The organism is Acinetobacter lwoffii (genome assembly GCF_024129435.1).
Classification (GTDB): Bacteria; Pseudomonadota; Gammaproteobacteria; order Pseudomonadales; family Moraxellaceae; genus Acinetobacter; species Acinetobacter lwoffii_F.
Map to the genome: position 1 here is coordinate 110183 of NZ_JAMXXN010000007.1, position 18000 is coordinate 128182.

Consider the following 18000-nt stretch of genomic DNA (forward strand, 5'->3'; position numbering starts at 1 on the left):
AAATGTATAGTAATTCAGCACTGCAACATAGATGAGCTAATTTTACTTTGATTTATTCTTAAAATATAACAATAATAGATTTACACATAAAAATTCTTTATAGGTGATTAAGATGAATCTCGCAGCCTTTGAAGCCTTCGTGAAAGTCATGGAAACCGGTTCGATTTCTCTGGCCGCAGATCAGCTATTCATTACCCAGCCTGCTGTCACCAAACGTATTCACAGTCTCGAAGAATACTTTGGGGTCAAGCTGTTTGAATCTGCCGGGCGTGGCGTACAGGCCACCCACGCGGCACATTCCCTGTTGCCTAAAGTGAAAAACTGGCTGAATGAACTCGGTGATATTCATTATACCTTGAGCCATGAACAGGGTCAGGTACAGGGCAAACTAAAAATTGGTACCAGTCATCATATCGGCCTGCATCATCTGCCGAGTCATTTGCGCCGTTATGTTCAGGAATATCCTGACGTGACTCTGGATGTGCATTTTGTAGATTCCGAACAGGCGCATGAACAGGTGATTGCCGGCGATCTGGAACTGGCATTTTTAACCTTGCCGCCACGGGGTGATGCGCGTCTGAATTATGTAACTATCTGGAATGATCCTCTGGTCTTTGTGGTGGCACCGTTTCATCCGCTGGCGCAGCAAAAAAATCTGTGTCTGGAAGATTTGCTCGACTACCCGAGCCTGTTGCCATCATCACAGACCTATACTTCGCAGATCACCTTGGCCGAATTTGAAAAACAGGGTATTAAACCGAAAGTCAGCATGAGCAATAATCCGCTGGAATCGATCCGGATGCTGGTATCGATTGGCTTAGGTTGGTCAGTACTGCCAAAAACCCTGGTCAATCACGACCTGCACCAGCTGGACATCAACTTGGAAATGAACCGTCGTTTGGGCATGGTTTGGCATCCTGGCCGTACGCAGTCCAAAGCAGCTCAGGCTCTGGTTCAGCTCATGCAGGGTGCCTCGCTGTCTATTTAAGCCGTTCCTGAACATGCTGCATCCAAAACGGTGCAGCATTTTGTTACCTAAATACACCCCATCTGGCGATATCTTTCGAGTATTTTTAAGACAATTCCATTCTTTTGCAGTGCAGAGGAATGCTTAAAACTATTCGATGGAGCCTGACGGATGCAGCTCGATTCTCCCTTAAAATCCCACTCTCAAGATAAAACAAATACAAGCAGCCTATGGCTTTCGGCCAAACCGATGCTGCTGCCCACGCCGGCACTTGATTTTGCCGATGAACAGACTGCCCGGCACTGCCTGCGCGAATATTTCCTGAACACCTTTGACACCTATGAACAACTGTTTGAATGCCTCAAACATGAAGATGCATTTTTCATCAAGCCGATTACTTTACGTCATCCGCTAATTTTTTATTTTGCCCATACCGCCACTTTTTTTGTCAATAAACTGCTGCTCAGCAAGCTAATTAGCGAACGCGTAAATCCGCATTTTGAAAGTATCTTCGCGATCGGTGTAGACGAGATGAGCTGGGATGACCTGGATGAAGTGCACTATGACTGGCCCAGTGTGCAGGAAGTCCGTGATTATCGGCATCAGGTACGCGCCCTGATCCTGAACATCCTTGAACATGCTCCGCTAACTCTACCCTTAAACTGGCAAAACCCTTGGTGGACCATCATCATGGGCATCGAACATGAACGGATCCATCTGGAAACTTCTTCTGTGCTGATCCGCCAGCATGCTTTGGAACATGTACGCCAGCATCCGCAGTGGCGTGCCAATATTATTACCGGCATGGCCCCGGATAATATTTTGCTGGATGTGCCTGAAGGTAAGGTGCATTTACAGAAAGATTTTAACCATCCATTTTATGGCTGGGACAATGAATACGGCCGGCATGAAGCCGAGGTTGCAGCTTTTGCAGCCTCCAAATATCTGGTATCGAATCAGGAATTTCTGGCCTTTGTCGAAGCTGATGGCTATCAGACCGAACACTACTGGAGTGAAGAAGGTCTAGGCTGGCTGCAATTTTCACAAGCTGCTCATCCCTGTTTCTGGCGCAAAACTGAATTAGGCTGGTCACTGCGATTGATGCTGGAAGAAGTGCCGATGCCTTGGGACTGGCCGGTAGAAGTGAATTATCATGAAGCCAAGGCTTTTTGTCAGTGGAAATCGCAACAGCTGGGAAAAACCATTCGCTTGCCGACTGAAGATGAATGGTATCGCCTGTATGCAGTTTCCGATCTGGATTCAGATTTACCGAGCCCTGAACAGGCCAATATCGAGTTGAAATACGGCACCAGCTCCTGTCCGGTCGATCATTTCAAGCAGGGCGATTTTTATGATATTCAGGGCAATGTCTGGCAGTGGACTGAAACTCCGATCTATCCATTTCAGGGTTTTCAGGTGCATCCGCTTTATGATGATTTCAGTACACCAACCTTTGACGGTCGCCATAACCTGATGAAAGGTGGCTCCTGGATTTCGGCGGGCAATGAAACTTTATATAGTTCCCGCTATGCCTTCAGACGGCATTTCTTCCAGCATGCCGGTTTTCGCTACGTCGCCTCTGATCAGGCACTGCAACATTTCCCTTCGAACTATGAAAGCGACCAGCTGGTCTCCCAATATCTGGAATTCCAGTACGGCCCCGAATATTTTGGTATCGCTAATTTTGCCAAAACACTGGTCGATCTGGCACAACCCTATTTTCAGCAAGTGCCATGTCATCGTGCCTTAGATATTGGCTGTGCTACCGGCCGCGCCAGCTTTGAACTGGCACACTATTTTGATCAAGTGACCGGTCTGGACTTTTCTGCACGCTTTATTCAGCAAGCGGTCTATTTGGCTCAAGGCGACAAGGTACATTATCAGCTGCCGCTAGAAGGTGAATTAAGCGAAGAAAAAAGCTGTTCACTTGAAGATGTTACTTTGGATCAGTTTACATCTAAAACGGAATTTTTTCAGGCCGATGCCTGCAATCTGAAAGCACATTTTAGCGGCTATGATTTTATTCTGGCAGCCAACCTGATTGACCGGCTGCATCATCCGAAAGACTTTTTATTGCAGATTCATAAACGTATCAATATAGGTGGAATTTTAATGCTGAGTTCGCCCTATACCTGGCTGGAAGAACATACGGCGCGTAGCGAATGGCTGGGCGGTTTTCAGCAGGATGGGGAAAAGATCACGACCTTGGCTGGTATAAGCAATATCTTAACCCAGCACTTTGAATTGGTGGCCGAACCCCAAGATGTGCCTTTTGTGATTCGAGAAACGGCCAGAAAGTATCAACATACCCTGTCACAAGTCACGATCTGGAAACGGATTCGCTAAAGGTAAGGTGATGGCCTAAAAAAAGCCAATCATACGATTGGCTTTTTAATCATCCTTCACTGGTTGAATTTTCATGTAAGGATTCATTGAGTTGATCTACCACAATCGCCCATTCGCCATCAGAGGCTATTTTCTCGCTTAAAAATTGACGTTGTGCCTCTGACCAATACGGCGCATCCAGTAAAGTCAGATCTTTATGCAATTGATGCTCGTGAATAAATGTTTCAATACCTTCTGCACTGGCATCCAAGCCAAGCTGTTGGAACAGATGTGTCATACGTGGTCGAACGTGAGTCATATCTCATACCTCAGAATCTACTATTGTTATCATGTCCTGTTTTTCGAGCATAGCATGTCTGATTCAGCCGGACTGTGAAAAAACATTAATATTCAAATGAGGCAAATAAAAAGCACAACCGAAGTTGTACTTAATAATCACATCAATGAGTTCGGAGTGATTAGATCGACCAGTCCTGTATTTTCCAACCCTGTTCTTGGGCTAAAGTTTCCAAGCGATCATCCGGATTGACTGCAATCGCATGATCCGCATATTCCAGCAAGAAACGGTCATTAATAGAATCTGAATAAGCCCAAGACTCGGTTACGTCACGGCCTTCCAGCCATTGTTCCAGACGCACCAGCTTGCCTTGCTGATAGCATGCGGTATTGATGACTTTACCAGTATATTTCCCATCAATGACTTCAGCATTGGTGGCAATAATTTCAGTAATTCCGAATTCACGAAAAATGGGTGCGGTAATAAAGTCTGAAGTTGCGGTAATCCCCACTAAGGCATGCCCTGCTTCACGGTGGCGCTCAATGGCTTTAAAACCTTCAGGACGCATTTGTGGACGAATGACTTTTTGCATGAACAGTTGATGTAATTCAGTCAAATAATCATTGTCATGTTTGGTCAGAAACTGGAACACAAATTCATTATAGGCATAAGGATCCAGCTGACCTTTTTTATAATCGTCATAGAACTTGTCATTCATGGCGCGATGCTGAACTGGATCGACCAGGCCCTCACTGACCAAAAACTCTCCCCAAGAATGATCCGAATCCGTGTTTAACAAGGTGTGATCGAGATCAAATAGCGCCAATTTCATGAAAATACTCGTTAAAACTGAAATTTAAGAAAAAAATTGTAAATCTATCTCCGCTAGTCGATAGAAATTCGTTAAGATCATAGCAATTTTAACATTTTTAAACTTTGCTTTTTTCGAGTTGGATAACGAAATAATGCTCCCCGATGGCAAAGGCATAAATTAAACAATTTTTAGGTAGCCAAATGATCGACTCTGAAGGTTTCCGACCGAATGTCGGGATCATTTTGGCAAACGATGCTGGACAGGTTTTATGGGCAAAACGCATTGGTCATAATGCATGGCAATTTCCACAAGGCGGGATCCAATATGGAGAAACCCCTGAGCAGGCACTCTATCGTGAGCTGAGAGAAGAAGTTGGCTTATTGCCCGAACACGTCCAGATAGTCGCGCAAACCAAAGGCTGGTTGCGCTATCGTTTGCCGCATCGATACATTCGTACGGACTCTGATCCGGTCTGTATCGGTCAAAAACAAAAGTGGTTTTTACTCAAACTCACGGCCCCCGTTCAGCATATTCAGTTGAATCTGTCTGATCCGCCCGAATTTGATCAATGGCAATGGGTCAGTTACTGGTACCCACTCGGTCAAGTCGTGAATTTCAAACGTGATGTTTACCGCAAAGCCCTGGTGGAGTTGTGTCAGCAACTACCCCAGCAAAAACCTTAAAAAATCGCATAAATAATGCAGATTTTTTACGCGGCTATTGTTATAAATAAACTTAATCACTGAAATTCTGAATAGACGGAGCAGACCTTATGTCGAATATGCAACTGGACACCTTGAGACGTATTGTTCAGGAGATCAATGCGTCCACCAGTTTGCATGAATCACTCGACATTATGGTCAAGCATGTGGCCGAGGCCATGCAGGTTGATGTCTGCTCGATCTATCTCCTCGATGAACGCAATCAGCGTTATCTGCTCATGGCGTCTAAAGGCCTGAATGCAGAATCTGTCGGCCATGTGTCTTTGCAGACCGGTGAGGGTCTGGTGGGCCTGGTTGGGCAGCGTGAGGAAATTGTCAATCTGGACAATGCCCCTAAACATGAGCGCTTCCTGTTTTTACCTGAAACCGGTGAGGAAATTTATAACTCCTTCCTCGGTGTGCCGGTGATGTACCGCCGTAAGGTCATGGGTGTACTGGTGGTTCAGAATAAAGAATCACAGGACTTTTCTGAAGCTGCTGAATCCTTTCTGGTCACACTCTGCGCGCAGCTTTCTGGCGTCATCGCCCATGCCCATGCCGTTGGCAATATCGATGTATTCCGTAAGCCGAGCAACCTGCCCGCCTATAAAACCTTTCAGGGAGTTTCTGGCTCCGGTGGCATTGCCTTAGGTCGTGCAGTGATTCTGTATCCACCAGCAGATCTTGCCGCAGTCCCTGACCGTGAAGCAGATGACATCAGCGAAGAACTGCAGCTCTTAGATAACGCGCTAAATTCAGTCCGCGAAGAAATCCAGTCGCTAGATGACAAAATGCAGGATGCGTTGATGGCCGAGGAACGCGCACTGTTTAGCGTGTTCTTGCGTATGCTGGATGAAAATGCCCTGCCAGCAGAAATCAAGGCCTTTATTCGTGAAGGTCACTGGGCACAAGGCGCCGTGCGAATTGTCATTGACAATCATGTGGCACAATTTTCCCAGATGGAAGATGACTATTTACGTGAGCGGGTGGCGGACTTAAAAGATCTGGGCCGCCGCATTCTGGCACGTTTACAGGAAGCCGATGCCAGTCACCGTGAATTGACTGATGAAAGTATTCTGATTGGTGAGGAAATATCGACGGCGGCACTGGTTGAACTACCTGTAGATAAAATTGCCGCGATTGTCACCACTGAAGGTGCCATGAACTCGCATATGGTGATTGTGGCACGTGCTCTCGGTATTCCGACTGTGGTCGGTGTGACTGAGCTGCCGATCAACACCCTCGATGATGTAGAGATGATTGTCGATGCACATCAGGGCCGGGTCTTTATTAATCCGCCACGGCGCCTGCGCAGTCGCTATAAAGAAATTCAAAAAGAAGAAGAACAGATTGCCAAAGATTTGCGCCAGTACGAAACCAAAGATGCAATTACTCCGGACGGCGTGGCGGTCAAACTCTACGTCAATACCGGCCTGATGATTGATGTGGTGCGTGGCGTGCAGCGCGGTGCCAAAGGTGTTGGCTTATACCGTTCTGAAATTCCGTTTATGTTGCGTGACCGCTTCCCGGGCGAGGAAGAACAACGTGCGATTTATCGTCAGCAACTCAGTCATTTTGCCAACAAACCGGTAGTGATGCGAACGCTGGACATTGGTGCAGACAAAGACCTGCCGTATTTCTCGATTGAAGAAGAAAATTCGGCTCTCGGCTGGCGTGGCATTCGTTTTACCCTCGATCATCCGGAAATTTTTTCTTCACAGATTCGCGCCATGCTCAAAGCCAGTATCGGACTGAATAACCTGCATATTCTGCTGCCGATGGTGACCAGTGTCAGCGAGGTTGAAGAAGCGCTTTACCTACTGGAACGTGACCATGCGGCGATTCAAGAAGAAGAACAGGTCAAGGTAAATAAACCAAAACTCGGCATCATGGTGGAAGTGCCGAGTGTGCTTCATCAGATTGATGAATTTTCCGAACTGGTGGATTTCTTCTCGGTCGGCTCCAACGATCTGACCCAATATCTGTTGGCTGTGGATCGCAATAATCCACGGGTAGCCAATGTCTATTCACATTTACACCCTGCAGTACTGCGTGCCCTGACCCGTCTGGTGCAGGACTGTCATCGTAATGAAAAACCGGTCAGTATCTGCGGTGAAATGGCGGGCGATCCGCTGTCTGCAGTTTTGCTCATGGCCATGGGCTTTAATACCCTGTCGATGAGTTCCAGTAATATTTTGCGGGTACGTAAAACCATTTGTCATGTTCCGATGAGTGATGCCCAGGAATTACTGGCACATGTGTTAAAAATGGACAATCCACTTATGGTAAAAAGCTGGTTAGAATATTATTTCAGAACCCATGGTTTAGGGGATATGGTGAAATCAGCATCACGTATAGTGAGTGCCTAATACGGGACTTTTTCCAGTCCCTCGACAGTGGTAGAGGTGGTTATGGAATTTCTGGTCATCCTGTTCATGATTGTTGCGGTGTTCTATGTAGTCATTCTTGCACCGGCTTTGGCTGCCCGCAAAGAAACTCATAATTCCGGTTCATCTTATATACGCCCTGCCAGCAATCGAGCAACGAGCTATGCCGATCGGCCTAAAATGACTCCATTATTGGGCATTGAAATTTCGGCATCGCAACGGCGGCGTTTAGGCAGAGATGACCCCTCCGTCATTGCTGCCAGACTCTATCATCAACAAAAAGATCAATTTTCCAGTTTTCAGCAGGCCAGACCACAGCCTCACTCCCCTCACCACAAAGCGCCAGTGCACAGTAGACTCAATAAATTCTTTAATGACTTAATTGCGGATGAATCGACAACGTCATCCCGGCATCCAAATCAATATTCGCAAACTCGTAACAACCGGCCTGTCGCCCCGCTCTCTCCAGTTAAAACCAATCCTAAACAGCCACCGCGTCGTCCCCAGCCACCTTACAGACCTTAAGCAGCCATTAAAAAAGGGCGATCTTCCATGGAATATCGCCCTTGTCTGTGCTTGTTGTAGCCACGTTTTGCATTTTTCTTTCGGTCTACAAAGACCTGGCTTTTGTTGACTTCATGCATGTGTTTTGCCACAAAATTGTGGATCACCACCTGCTCGGCTGTTTTTTTCTTGGCCATTTTACTCTCTATGTGATTTTGAGGAAGGAGTGAGATAATTATAGGGCCGACTGACTAATTTTCAAGCATATTTGCCAATGCTTTTTTAAAAATAAAGACCATCTGGATAGGATTTTCTGTATGCAAAAATGCGAGCTATAGCCAGAAAACACCCTTATTCCATTCATTATTTTTATGGGTTTCTTCAGACCAACAAAACTTGATTAAAAAACTATTTAAAATAAATCAGTTATAAAATGTATTTTAAATAACACTTTTCACTTATTATTTTTATCCTTTGATAAAAACATATTATGGACTTAGATATTGTTATTTTCGTTTAATCCCATTCATTATTTGAGTTATTCAAAATATATAGAATTTGATATTGTCAGAGAGTGGAAAACCCGTTACTTTTTAAAAGTAACCATTTAATTTTCAATATTTTAAACTTTATTAACTTTAAAAATACGTTTTGAGTGAGCTCACTCAATTATATCCTGAATTCCGTTTTGTGCTGTAACACCCTTTATTTAAAGATATTGTAAATATAGTGAAACCTGATTTGATTAGCGTATATCTCAATATTTTATGAATACTAGATAAACGACACAAGATATTCAAAACTTGGAGAGGAAAGATGAGCCAAGATTTTAAAAAATGCCCTGTCACCCACCTGACCACTGAAGCTGGTGCGCCTGTGGTCGACAACCAGAACAGTATGACGGCAGGTGCGCGTGGACCTTTGCTTGCTCAGGATTTATGGCTGAATGAAAAACTGGCCAACTTTGTCCGTGAAGTGATTCCAGAGCGTCGTATGCATGCCAAAGGTTCAGGTGCTTTCGGCACCTTTACCGTGACCAATGATATTACCCAATATAGCCGCGCTAAAATTTTCTCTGAAGTCGGCAAAAAAACCGAAATGTTTGCGCGTTTCTCAACGGTGGCAGGTGAACGTGGCGCAGCCGATGCAGAACGTGATATTCGCGGTTTTGCCTTAAAATTCTATACTGAAGAAGGCAACTGGGATCTGGTCGGCAACAATACTCCGGTATTTTTCCTGCGGGATGCCCGCAAGTTCCCTGACCTGAATAAAGCAGTCAAACGTGACCCGAAAACCAACAAGCGCAGTGCCACCAATAACTGGGATTTCTGGACACTCTTGCCTGAAGCTCTGCATCAAGTGACTATTGTTATGTCGGATCGTGGGATCCCAACCGGTTACCGTCATATGCATGGTTTTGGCAGCCATACCTTTAGTTTTATCAATTCCCAGAATGAACGCTTCTGGGTGAAATTTCATATGCGTACCCAGCAAGGTATTCAAAACCTGACCGATGCTGAAGCTGCAGATTTGATTGCTAAAGATCGTGAAAGTAGTCAGACTGACCTATTTGATGCCATTGAGCGTGGTGAGTATCCAAAATGGAAAATGTACGTTCAGATCATGCCGGAACTGGAAGCTGAAACAGTGCCTTATCATCCATTTGACCTGACCAAAGTCTGGCCGAAAGGTGATTATCCACTGATTGAAGTCGGTGAATTTGAACTGAACCGCAATCCGGAAAACTATTTCCAGGATGTAGAACAAGCAGCCTTTGCACCAAGCAATCTTGTACCGGGTATCAGCTACTCACCGGACCGTATGTTACAGGCACGTTTAGTGAACTATGCCGATGCAGCGCGTTACCGTGTTGGCGTGAATCATTCACAGGTTCCGGTCAATGCTGCACGCTGTCCTGTACATTCGAACCGCCGTGATGGTCAGGGCCGTATGGATGGCAACTATGGTTCATTGCCACATTACGAGCCGAACAGTTTTAGCCAGTGGCAGGAACAACCGGAATTCAGAGAACCGCCACTGAAAATCACCGGTGATGCCGATTTCTGGGACTTCCGCGAAGATGACAATGACTACTTCAGTCAGCCCCGTGCCCTGTTCAACCTGATGAATGATCAGCAGAAACAGGCACTGTTTAATAACACGGCCGGAGCAATGGGTGATGCGCTAGATTTCATCAAATACCGTCACATCCGCAACTGTTATAGCTGTGATCCAGCCTACGGCGAAGGCGTAGCACAAGCACTCGGCATGACCGTAGCAGATGCCCAAGCAGCACGTGAAAGCGATCCAGCCAAAGGTTTGCCTAGCTTTCTCTAAGCCAGTTTAGACATGTATAGAAACCACCTTCGGGTGGTTTTTTATTGCAGCATCAAGCACTATAGAAACAAGCTGGCACAAAAAGAAATACAACAATGCATCCAAATATTGAAGACATCATTCAACAACACGACATTGTTTTATTTGATGCTGTTTGCGTAATCTGCAATGGCTGGACACGGTTTCTGATTAAATACGATAAAAAGATTCAGTTTAAACTGGTTTCCGCCCAATCGCCTTTAGGTACGGCACTGCTCGAGCATTATCAGATGTCCACTGAACATTACACCACGATGCTCGTCATTCAAGATGGCATACTCTATACCGAATCGACTGCCTTGCTGAAGGTGCTGCAGCATCTCGGTTTTCCCTTTAATTTAATGAGCGCAGGTTATTTGGTTCCGCGTTTTATCCGGGATTTTCTGTATCGTGTGGTTGCTTTAAATCGTTACAAGCTATTTGGCAAAACCGAGTATTGCCTGATTCCATCCAGCGAAAATAAACGCCATTTTCTGGAAGAAGCTGTCCGTGAATCCTAAACCTGTATTCCTACAATCACTGCGTACTATCCAGCTGACTTTGGTCATACTATGGCTCTATCAGGGACTCATTCCAAAAATTCTGTTCCAATCACCCGCTGAAATTAGCATTTGGCAAAATATGGGTTTTGAGCTGGCACTGGCCAAAGTCTTGGTTAGACTTTCCGGAGGATGTGAAATGCTATTTGGCTTATGCTTTCTGAAATGGAACCGGTCCATACTCTTGCATAGGTTGAATATTATCGGACTTGCTGGATTACTACTGCTGATTGCATTCACAGCCCCGTTGCAACTTACTGCAGCATTCAATCCTGTGGTGATGAATACCGCCATGCTGATGCTTTCTGTAGTGGCCATTCAACTCATCCAACAGGAACAGAGTAAAATATTTAGACAATAATTCGTTTGCCTTCACGTATGCAATAAAACGGATTAATCAACTTGGAAGAATGCTTGATGATCTCATGCAACTCATGTTCCGGCGCATCCCGGTCTTCATCCGTGAGCTGAAAAGTACGGTAATGAATCGCCAGTGAACATTTGGCCTGCAAGTCATGATGGGCATGAAAGGCATCTTCCGGATTCATATGGATCGCGCGCATCAGTTCACGCGGTTCATACGCTCCTATCGGGAGTAAGGCAATTCGCGGTGCACCCAGACGTTTACGAATTTCTTTAAAATGTGAGGCGTAGCCACTATCTCCGGCAAAAAAACAATGTTCCTTGCCATGTAATAAAGAAAATCCTCCCCAAAGTGCACAGTTCTGATCGCGCATGCCGCGCCCTGAGGCATGTTGAGCCGGCGTATAGACAATCCGGATCTCTTCAAAAAAGGCACTTTCCCACCAGTCCATTTCATGCACGGTATAATGTTCTGGCAAATACCAGGCATTACCCAGACCAGTATAAATAGGCATCTCAAAAGTGTTGTACAGCCATTCCAGACTAGCCAGATCCATATGATCATAATGGTTATGGCTGAGCAGTACGGCATCAATCTGAGGTAATTCATCCAAGGCAATGCCAGCCGGAATGACCCGCTGCGGCCCTGTAGAAGCCGATGGACTGGCATATTCAGCCCAAACCGGATCGGTCAGGAAGTTATAGGGGCCGATCTGAATTAATGTGGTTGCGTGACCAATAAACCAGACTTGCCAGTCATCCAGAGCTGCATCTGGACGCTGCTGTGGCAATGCGCGCGGACGAGAAAAAAACTCGGCACGTTCCTCGTCAAGATTGACATTCCAGGTCTTGGATTTTCGGGTAATGAGCCATTTGTATAAATCAAAGCGACCGCGCGATAGAGAAGCATGCTCAAGATTACGAAACTGTTTTCCGTCGAAATGATCTGAATGCAGATACTCAAACACTGGCTTAGACCAGAGATGTTTCCAACTGGATTCCGTGATTAACTGGAATTTTTTAGTTTTGAGAAGATCTTGCATAAACATCCACTATTTATTATTCGCTATATGCAAGACAGCAACCTCTTGAAATGGTCAAGCGGTGCATCTTTTAATGAGCATACAAACTAAAAACAGGCACACTGCAACATAGTATGAAATCCGTCACAGAAAATCATGTATGTTTTTGTTATTTTTAACAAAAAAATGGCATTTCATCGACCTTATGGCTGGCTGAAGCCTTGGATTATCTAGAAAAATATCGCTCGCGCCCTTCTGTCTAAAAATACAAAATGATACTAAACATTTATAAGCCCATGCTAACAAAAGCATGCCTGCCCATTGATGATTTTATGATGGAGTTCCCCATACATCTGTATCATCACATCAGTTGTGCAAGAAAGGCAAGCGGAAGTCAAAATACCAACCTCAAGCGATTTTTAGATCTTTATACACGACCTTGGGTTCGTTCCAGCCATACGGCCTTGGTTTGGGGTTTCACAAATAAAGCAATAATTTCCGGGTGCAGCTGTTTAATCTGTGCTTCGATCCGGTTGACACAGGCTTCAATTTCATCAGAAGTTAAATCATCTTTAAATTCCAGACTCAATGATGCAATGACTTGCTGAGCGCCCATCTGCTCAGTCAATACCCCATTGGCACTGAAAACTGCCGCATCCTGTTGAGCAATGTTTAATACATTTTCACGCAGTTTTGGATCTGCCGTTTCACCCAGTAACAAACCTTTGGTTTCCCGTGCCAGAAACCAGGCAGATACTGCCAGCACGATACCAATTAAAATCGATGCAGCACCGTCCAATTCAGGAATATTCAGTTGATGCGCCAGAAAAATACCGACCAGAGCAATTACCAAGCCGACCAGGGCGGCAGTATCTTCAAATAACACGGTAAAGGTCGTTGGATCTTTACTGTGTCGAAATGCTTCAAAATATCCCAGATTTCCCTTTTGTTTACGAAAAGTTTTTAAAGCCACTGACCATGAAAATCCTTCAAAAAGAATCGCTAGACCCAGCACAATATAATTGATCAATGGATCCTGCATGACTTCAGGCTGAAGAATATGCTGTATCCCCTGATAGATGGATACAATCGCACCCAACGCAAAAACCATCAGTGCCACAATAAAAGCCCAAAAATACAGTTCACGTCCATAACCAAAAGGATGTTTGGCATTTGCAGGTTTTTCTGATTTTTTTATGCCATACAGCAGTAAAATTTCATTCAAGGTATCCACTACGGAATGAATTGCCTCACTGAACATGGCAGAACTATTGGTTATATAGGACGCAACAAATTTAACCAGCGCAATCGCCAGATTACCAAACAGGGCTGCATAAACTACGATTTTATTGGATTCAGACATCCTGACACTGTCCTAAATAAGCTTGTGCAAGCTTGAATGATTTATGTATCAAAATCTTAATCATTTATTTTTGAAAGTTGTTTTACAAATTGTTGCTTAGTCGTGATCTCTCACGTTGTTGAATCACTTTACTCTCCACTAAAATAATAAAAGGGCTTTCGCCCTTTTGGTTTTTACAGTTTTAATGCTTGGAAAAATACTGCTCGCGCCACTCTTTCCAGAAATACATGATGATCCCGAACATCACCACAGCAATTCCCGCAAAAGCATGACTGCTGATAATTTCATGATTTAAGGTTGCTCCCAATACCAGAGCGATCACCGGCGTCATCACATTACTCAATGAAACGGTCGAAGCATTTAGACGGCGAATCAGCCAGAAATAACACAGCATTGCCACAATCGAAGACATGATCATGGTAAATACAAAACCGATCATTGCCTGTGTGCTAGGCAACTGAGTCGGCATATGTTGCCAGATAAGCGGCACTAAAATGACTGAACCAGCCGCAGATACCAGTAATGAACCAGTGGCTTGTGACATCGGACTCAAGGGTGCACTAATCTGTTTAACCCAGAAGATTGAGCTGATATAAGACACCATACTGATCAGCATCAGCACCACACCCCAAGGATTGATTTTGCTGTCTGCAGAGTCGGCAAAAACAAAACACAAACCAGCAACGGCCACTGCCATGCCGAGCCATTGCAACCAGATCAGTTTATGGATTTTTAAAATCACATGACCGATTAAACCGGCGATCAGCGGTGAAAAACCAAAAATTAGTGCCATCAACCCTGAGGTCAGATAATTGGCCGCCAGATAAATAAACAGCTGTGCGCCGATTAAATTAAAACTGCCTGCCAGATAGCTTTTCATTGAAGTGCGGTCAAAAGGCAGCGGGTCGCGCATGATTTTTAGCAGGAAAAGCGCAATAATCGAGGCACCGAAATAGCGAATGATCAGCACCCACATCGGGTGAATCTCGGCCACGCTCCAGACAATCGCCAGTGGCGTTGCTGCCCAGATCAGCACCAATAAAGCGTAAATACTTGCCGTGACCGGCAATGAAGATGAAGAACTCATAAGTCTCCTAAACGAGGCCAAGAAGTTCTGGATCAGCAACTTCAAAAATAGCGTATAGCGAATTCATGCTGAGATGAAGTTTTAATTTTTGATAAATTCATCAAGTTTTGTGCATAAAAAACAGACCTATGCAAAACATAGGTCTGTCGAAAAATATCTCAATACAACTTAAGCAATTTTGCGTAAGTCTTGCGCGATATCCAAGTGTTTTTCAACATCAAACGCCGTATTTTTGCTGATCATTTTTTTCAAATGACGCATTTCTTTGGCTGCATTCACGGTAATCCCGCCAACGATCTGACCATCGGTCACACCATACATCACGAATGAATTGTCTGCACCTTTGGCTGCATCCATTTCCCCACGGATATGCCATTCATCTGCTGCCATTTCGCCAACAAACTGGAAGTTGATATTCAGCTGATCCGTCCAGAACCAGGCCAGATTGGCTTTCGGATGTTCCACACCCATCACGTGACGCGCAAAGATGCCTGCCTGAAGGTTGGCATTTTCCCAAGTTTCAACGCGGCGGTGATTGCCACAGTCACGTAACTGAGTCGCAACATCGCCCGCTGCATAAATATCAGCATTCGAGGTTTGGCAGTGTTCATTCACTTTGATCGCAACATCAACATCCAGACCTGCATCTACGGCAAGCTGTGCATTTGGCACGATCCCAATTCCGTAAACTACAGCATCCGCACGCAGCTCTTCACCGCCTTCCAGCATTACCACGACTTCTTCACCATCTAAACGGCAATCTGCAATCTTAGTTTCAAGACGCACATCGACCTGGTTTTGACGATGCTGTTCCAGCAGGAATTCGCTCAGGATTTGTGGTGAACAACGACCCATGACCATCGGACCCATTTCAATCACAGTCACCTGACAGTCTTTGTAACGTGCAGATGATGCCAACTCAAGACCAATCACGCCACCACCGATCAGGATGATACGGCGACCGGCTTGAAGTACAGGCACCAGTGCCTGTGAATCTTCCAGGTTACGCAGGGTATAGACGTGTTTGCCCAAAGCATCGAAATTAGGCAAACGGCGCGCTGCACCACCTGTTGCAAGCAAGAGTTTGTCGTAAGCAACAACATCACCGTTGAGGAGTTCAACCGTTTTCGCTTCGGCATTGATTTTCGCCACGCCATTGCCGCGAATCGTTTCTACGCCTAAATCTGCCAGTTTCTGTTCCGACAGGATTTCGATCTTGGTTTCTTCAGGTTTTAGAATCACCTCTTTAGACAACGGTGGACGCTCATAAGGAAGATGGCTTTCATCACCAATTAAGGTAATTTTGCCTTCATACTTGTTGCCACGAAGTTCTAAAATTGCGCTCGCACCTGCCTGGCCAGCACCCACGATCACGATGTTGTTTACGTTGCTCATTTTCTTAACCTTTTAACTCTGCAGATACGATACCGAAGCCGGCAATCCATTCGCTGATGTCTTCATAGCAATGTGTGGTCATTTCATACTCACCCATTTCGCTTAAGGCAGCGAAGGCAGCCATCCAAGAACGGACTTCCTGACCACCACGACCACCATCATGGCGGATTTCAGCTTCAGTCATCGCTTCTAATGTTGCAAAATCAGCATGCTTGAAGGTTTCTAGCAGGGCAATATCCCATTCAGCATTCAAAGGCACGGCAACTGACGTATCTCCTGCTGCCAGCTTTTGACCCACTGCAATAATCTTGGATTGACGTGCATGACGTGCTTCAGGCGTTGGATAACGACCTGCAATCAGGAACTCTTCCACTTCTGGTGGTACTGCACCCATTTGTGGTGTAGGTGGATCATGTGACAGACCACCGGTACCTAAAACAAGCACACGCTCGTTTTCAAGGTTTAAAGACTTGATGTATTGACCCACAGCACGGCCCAAAGCAATAGTACGTTTGGTGGTTGGCATCGGTGCTGCAGCGCCATTAATAAAAATTGGAATCGTTGGATAACGATCAAGTTTGCCTTCACACAGGAAATGTAAGGGCTGAGTCACGCCATGGTCGGCCTGCATACGGTATGAGTAGGCAACATCCACGCCTTCATCCAGTACACGTCGAACCAGATCTAATGCCTTGTCTTCAGGTACATCAATATAGTCATTGTCTTTACCATAATCCCAGTCACCTGCAGCTTTGGCACGAATACCGACGCAGAAACTTGGCATCAGGTCATAGAAGAAACCATTAAAATGATCTGGACCAAAAGTGATGATCAGGGTTGGGTCGTAAGCTTTTACTTCAGCAGAGAGTTTTTCAAAAGCAGCACGAACTTTTTGCTTTTTTGATTGATCTTGAGGTGAAGCAAATTCCATTAAAGGACTGTGCGATGCACAAATAAGTTTAACGGCCATGAGAGACTCCTAGAAGGAAAGCAGCCCTGAGAGAAGAGGCTGCCGGTAAGTCCATTTGAATGAGACTAGATGTTTATTCGTCAAAGAAACCTGCACGTGGCTGACGTAGGCCACGAATACCCAGACCGCATTCTGCATTGATCAGAACACCAGTCAAAGGACGGTTGTTTTGACGAGATGCCAACAGCACGTATGAACCGGTCATATCTTCCGGTTCAGGCAAGAAATTCAGTGGCATGCCACGTGCAATTTTCTCAGGATCACGTGCATCGAGCAGGCCCACATTTTCCTGACCCAGCGATGCCGCACCTTTGATATTCACATTCATACCTGACGGTGCAACAGCGTTCACTCGTACTTTAGGCGCAAGCTCGTAAGCCAGTTCTTTCATAATCCCGACACCCGCATGCTTAGATGCAGTATATACAGGGCCTCCGCCAGCGGAGTACAGTGCCGAATTAGACAAAGTAAATATGATAGAACCTTCAGAAGCGATCAATGCATCCAGTGCAGCCTTCGCACCGAAGATCAGAGATTTGGTATTGATGCCCATAATCTCGTCAAAGGCTTTTTCTAGTTGCTCACCAGAGGTATTGACGATATCGGCATAGTGATCCCAAATACCGGCATTACCAACGAAACAATCGAGTTTACCGAAACGTTCCACAGTGGCTTGAACTGCACGAACGTTATCTGCATAGCTGGCTACATCACCTTCGATCGCAAGAACTTTTCCACCGAAGTGTTCATTTAATGCATCTACTTTAGCTTTTGAACGTTGAAGAACCGCAACTTGTGCACCTTCCTCAATAAAACGCTCGACCAAAGCCCAGCCTAAGCCTGAACCGCCCCCGGTAATAAGTGCAACTTCGCCCTGTAGCCAACCCAT

At 45.3% G+C, this 18000-nt stretch carries 17 protein-coding genes; 8 read left to right on the top strand and 9 right to left on the bottom strand.

The window, feature by feature from the left end:
• Positions 1 to 112 precede the first annotated feature (112 nt).
• Both NI455_RS06810 and ovoA read left to right on the top strand, forming a co-directional pair.
• The gene (locus tag NI455_RS06810) at positions 113 to 988 is read left to right on the top strand and encodes a LysR family transcriptional regulator (protein WP_004278498.1); all 876 of its coding nucleotides are present in this window, start codon (positions 113 to 115) and stop codon (positions 986 to 988) included.
• 150 nt (positions 989 to 1138) lie between these two features.
• Positions 1139 to 3313, top strand: a complete 2175-nt coding sequence (gene ovoA / locus NI455_RS06815; protein WP_253113208.1) for a 5-histidylcysteine sulfoxide synthase — start codon at positions 1139 to 1141, stop codon at positions 3311 to 3313.
• Between the two features lie 49 nt (positions 3314 to 3362).
• Here the strand turns inward: ovoA and NI455_RS06820 are convergent, their stop codons facing one another.
• Positions 3363 to 3611: a DUF2789 family protein gene (locus NI455_RS06820; protein ID WP_004278500.1), complete on the bottom strand. Its 249-nt coding sequence runs from the start codon at positions 3609 to 3611 to the stop codon at positions 3363 to 3365.
• Between the two features lie 160 nt (positions 3612 to 3771).
• Positions 3772 to 4422 (bottom strand): HAD family hydrolase, encoded by a 651-nt coding sequence (locus NI455_RS06825; protein WP_085064242.1) that lies wholly within the window; start codon positions 4420 to 4422, stop codon positions 3772 to 3774.
• Positions 4423 to 4604: 182 nt separating this feature from the next.
• On the opposite strand from NI455_RS06825, the gene NI455_RS06830 reads away from it, so the two are divergent.
• The 3 genes from NI455_RS06830 (at position 4605) to NI455_RS06840 (ending at position 8017) form a co-directional block, all read left to right on the top strand.
• A complete protein-coding gene (locus NI455_RS06830; protein ID WP_004278502.1) occupies positions 4605 to 5087 on the top strand; it encodes an RNA pyrophosphohydrolase in 483 nt (160 codons plus the stop codon).
• 89 nt (positions 5088 to 5176) lie between these two features.
• Entirely contained in the window at positions 5177 to 7474 is a 2298-nt protein-coding gene (ptsP, locus tag NI455_RS06835; RefSeq protein WP_253113211.1) for a phosphoenolpyruvate--protein phosphotransferase, read from the top strand.
• A 42-nt stretch (positions 7475 to 7516) separates the two neighbouring features.
• Complete coding sequence (locus tag NI455_RS06840; RefSeq protein ID WP_121980130.1) at positions 7517 to 8017, top strand: hypothetical protein; 501 nt, start codon at positions 7517 to 7519, stop codon at positions 8015 to 8017.
• On the opposite strand, the gene NI455_RS06845 is transcribed toward NI455_RS06840, so the two are convergent.
• The gene (locus tag NI455_RS06845) at positions 8014 to 8193 is read right to left on the bottom strand and encodes a DUF7230 family protein (RefSeq protein ID WP_004729442.1); all 180 of its coding nucleotides are present in this window, start codon (positions 8191 to 8193) and stop codon (positions 8014 to 8016) included. The two genes, NI455_RS06840 and NI455_RS06845, sit on opposite strands and share 4 nt — an antisense overlap.
• A 619-nt stretch (positions 8194 to 8812) precedes the next feature.
• Between NI455_RS06845 and NI455_RS06850 the strand changes: the two genes are divergently transcribed.
• The 3 genes from NI455_RS06850 (at position 8813) to NI455_RS06860 (ending at position 11272) form a co-directional block, all read left to right on the top strand.
• The gene (locus NI455_RS06850) at positions 8813 to 10333 is read left to right on the top strand and encodes a catalase (RefSeq protein WP_253113213.1); all 1521 of its coding nucleotides are present in this window, start codon (positions 8813 to 8815) and stop codon (positions 10331 to 10333) included.
• Between the two features lie 95 nt (positions 10334 to 10428).
• Positions 10429 to 10872 carry a thiol-disulfide oxidoreductase DCC family protein gene (locus NI455_RS06855; RefSeq protein WP_164543034.1) on the top strand — a complete coding sequence of 148 codons (444 nt, stop codon included), beginning with the start codon at positions 10429 to 10431 and terminating at the stop codon, positions 10870 to 10872.
• Positions 10862 to 11272, top strand: a complete 411-nt coding sequence (locus tag NI455_RS06860; RefSeq protein ID WP_253113215.1) for a DoxX-like family protein — start codon at positions 10862 to 10864, stop codon at positions 11270 to 11272. The genes NI455_RS06855 and NI455_RS06860 overlap by 11 nt, the downstream gene beginning before the upstream one ends.
• Here NI455_RS06860 and NI455_RS06865 read toward each other — a convergent pair.
• The 6 genes from NI455_RS06865 to hcaB form a co-directional block, all read right to left on the bottom strand.
• Positions 11262 to 12317, bottom strand: a complete 1056-nt coding sequence (locus NI455_RS06865; RefSeq protein ID WP_005107984.1) for an MBL fold metallo-hydrolase — start codon at positions 12315 to 12317, stop codon at positions 11262 to 11264. The two genes, NI455_RS06860 and NI455_RS06865, sit on opposite strands and share 11 nt — an antisense overlap.
• Before the next feature lie 406 nt (positions 12318 to 12723).
• Positions 12724 to 13659, bottom strand: coding sequence for a cation diffusion facilitator family transporter (locus NI455_RS06870; protein WP_253113217.1), 936 nt, complete (start codon positions 13657 to 13659; stop codon positions 12724 to 12726).
• A gap of 181 nt (positions 13660 to 13840) precedes the next feature.
• Entirely contained in the window at positions 13841 to 14746 is a 906-nt protein-coding gene (locus NI455_RS06875; protein ID WP_253113219.1) for a DMT family transporter, read from the bottom strand.
• 168 nt (positions 14747 to 14914) lie between these two features.
• Positions 14915 to 16141 carry a 3-phenylpropionate/cinnamic acid dioxygenase ferredoxin--NAD(+) reductase subunit gene (gene hcaD, locus NI455_RS06880; protein WP_253113221.1) on the bottom strand — a complete coding sequence of 409 codons (1227 nt, stop codon included), beginning with the start codon at positions 16139 to 16141 and terminating at the stop codon, positions 14915 to 14917.
• A gap of 4 nt (positions 16142 to 16145) precedes the next feature.
• A complete protein-coding gene (locus NI455_RS06885; RefSeq protein WP_253113222.1) occupies positions 16146 to 17111 on the bottom strand; it encodes a 3-carboxyethylcatechol 2,3-dioxygenase in 966 nt (321 codons plus the stop codon).
• Between the two features lie 73 nt (positions 17112 to 17184).
• Complete coding sequence (gene hcaB / locus NI455_RS06890; RefSeq protein ID WP_253113223.1) at positions 17185 to 18000, bottom strand: 3-phenylpropionate-dihydrodiol/cinnamic acid-dihydrodiol dehydrogenase; 816 nt, start codon at positions 17998 to 18000, stop codon at positions 17185 to 17187.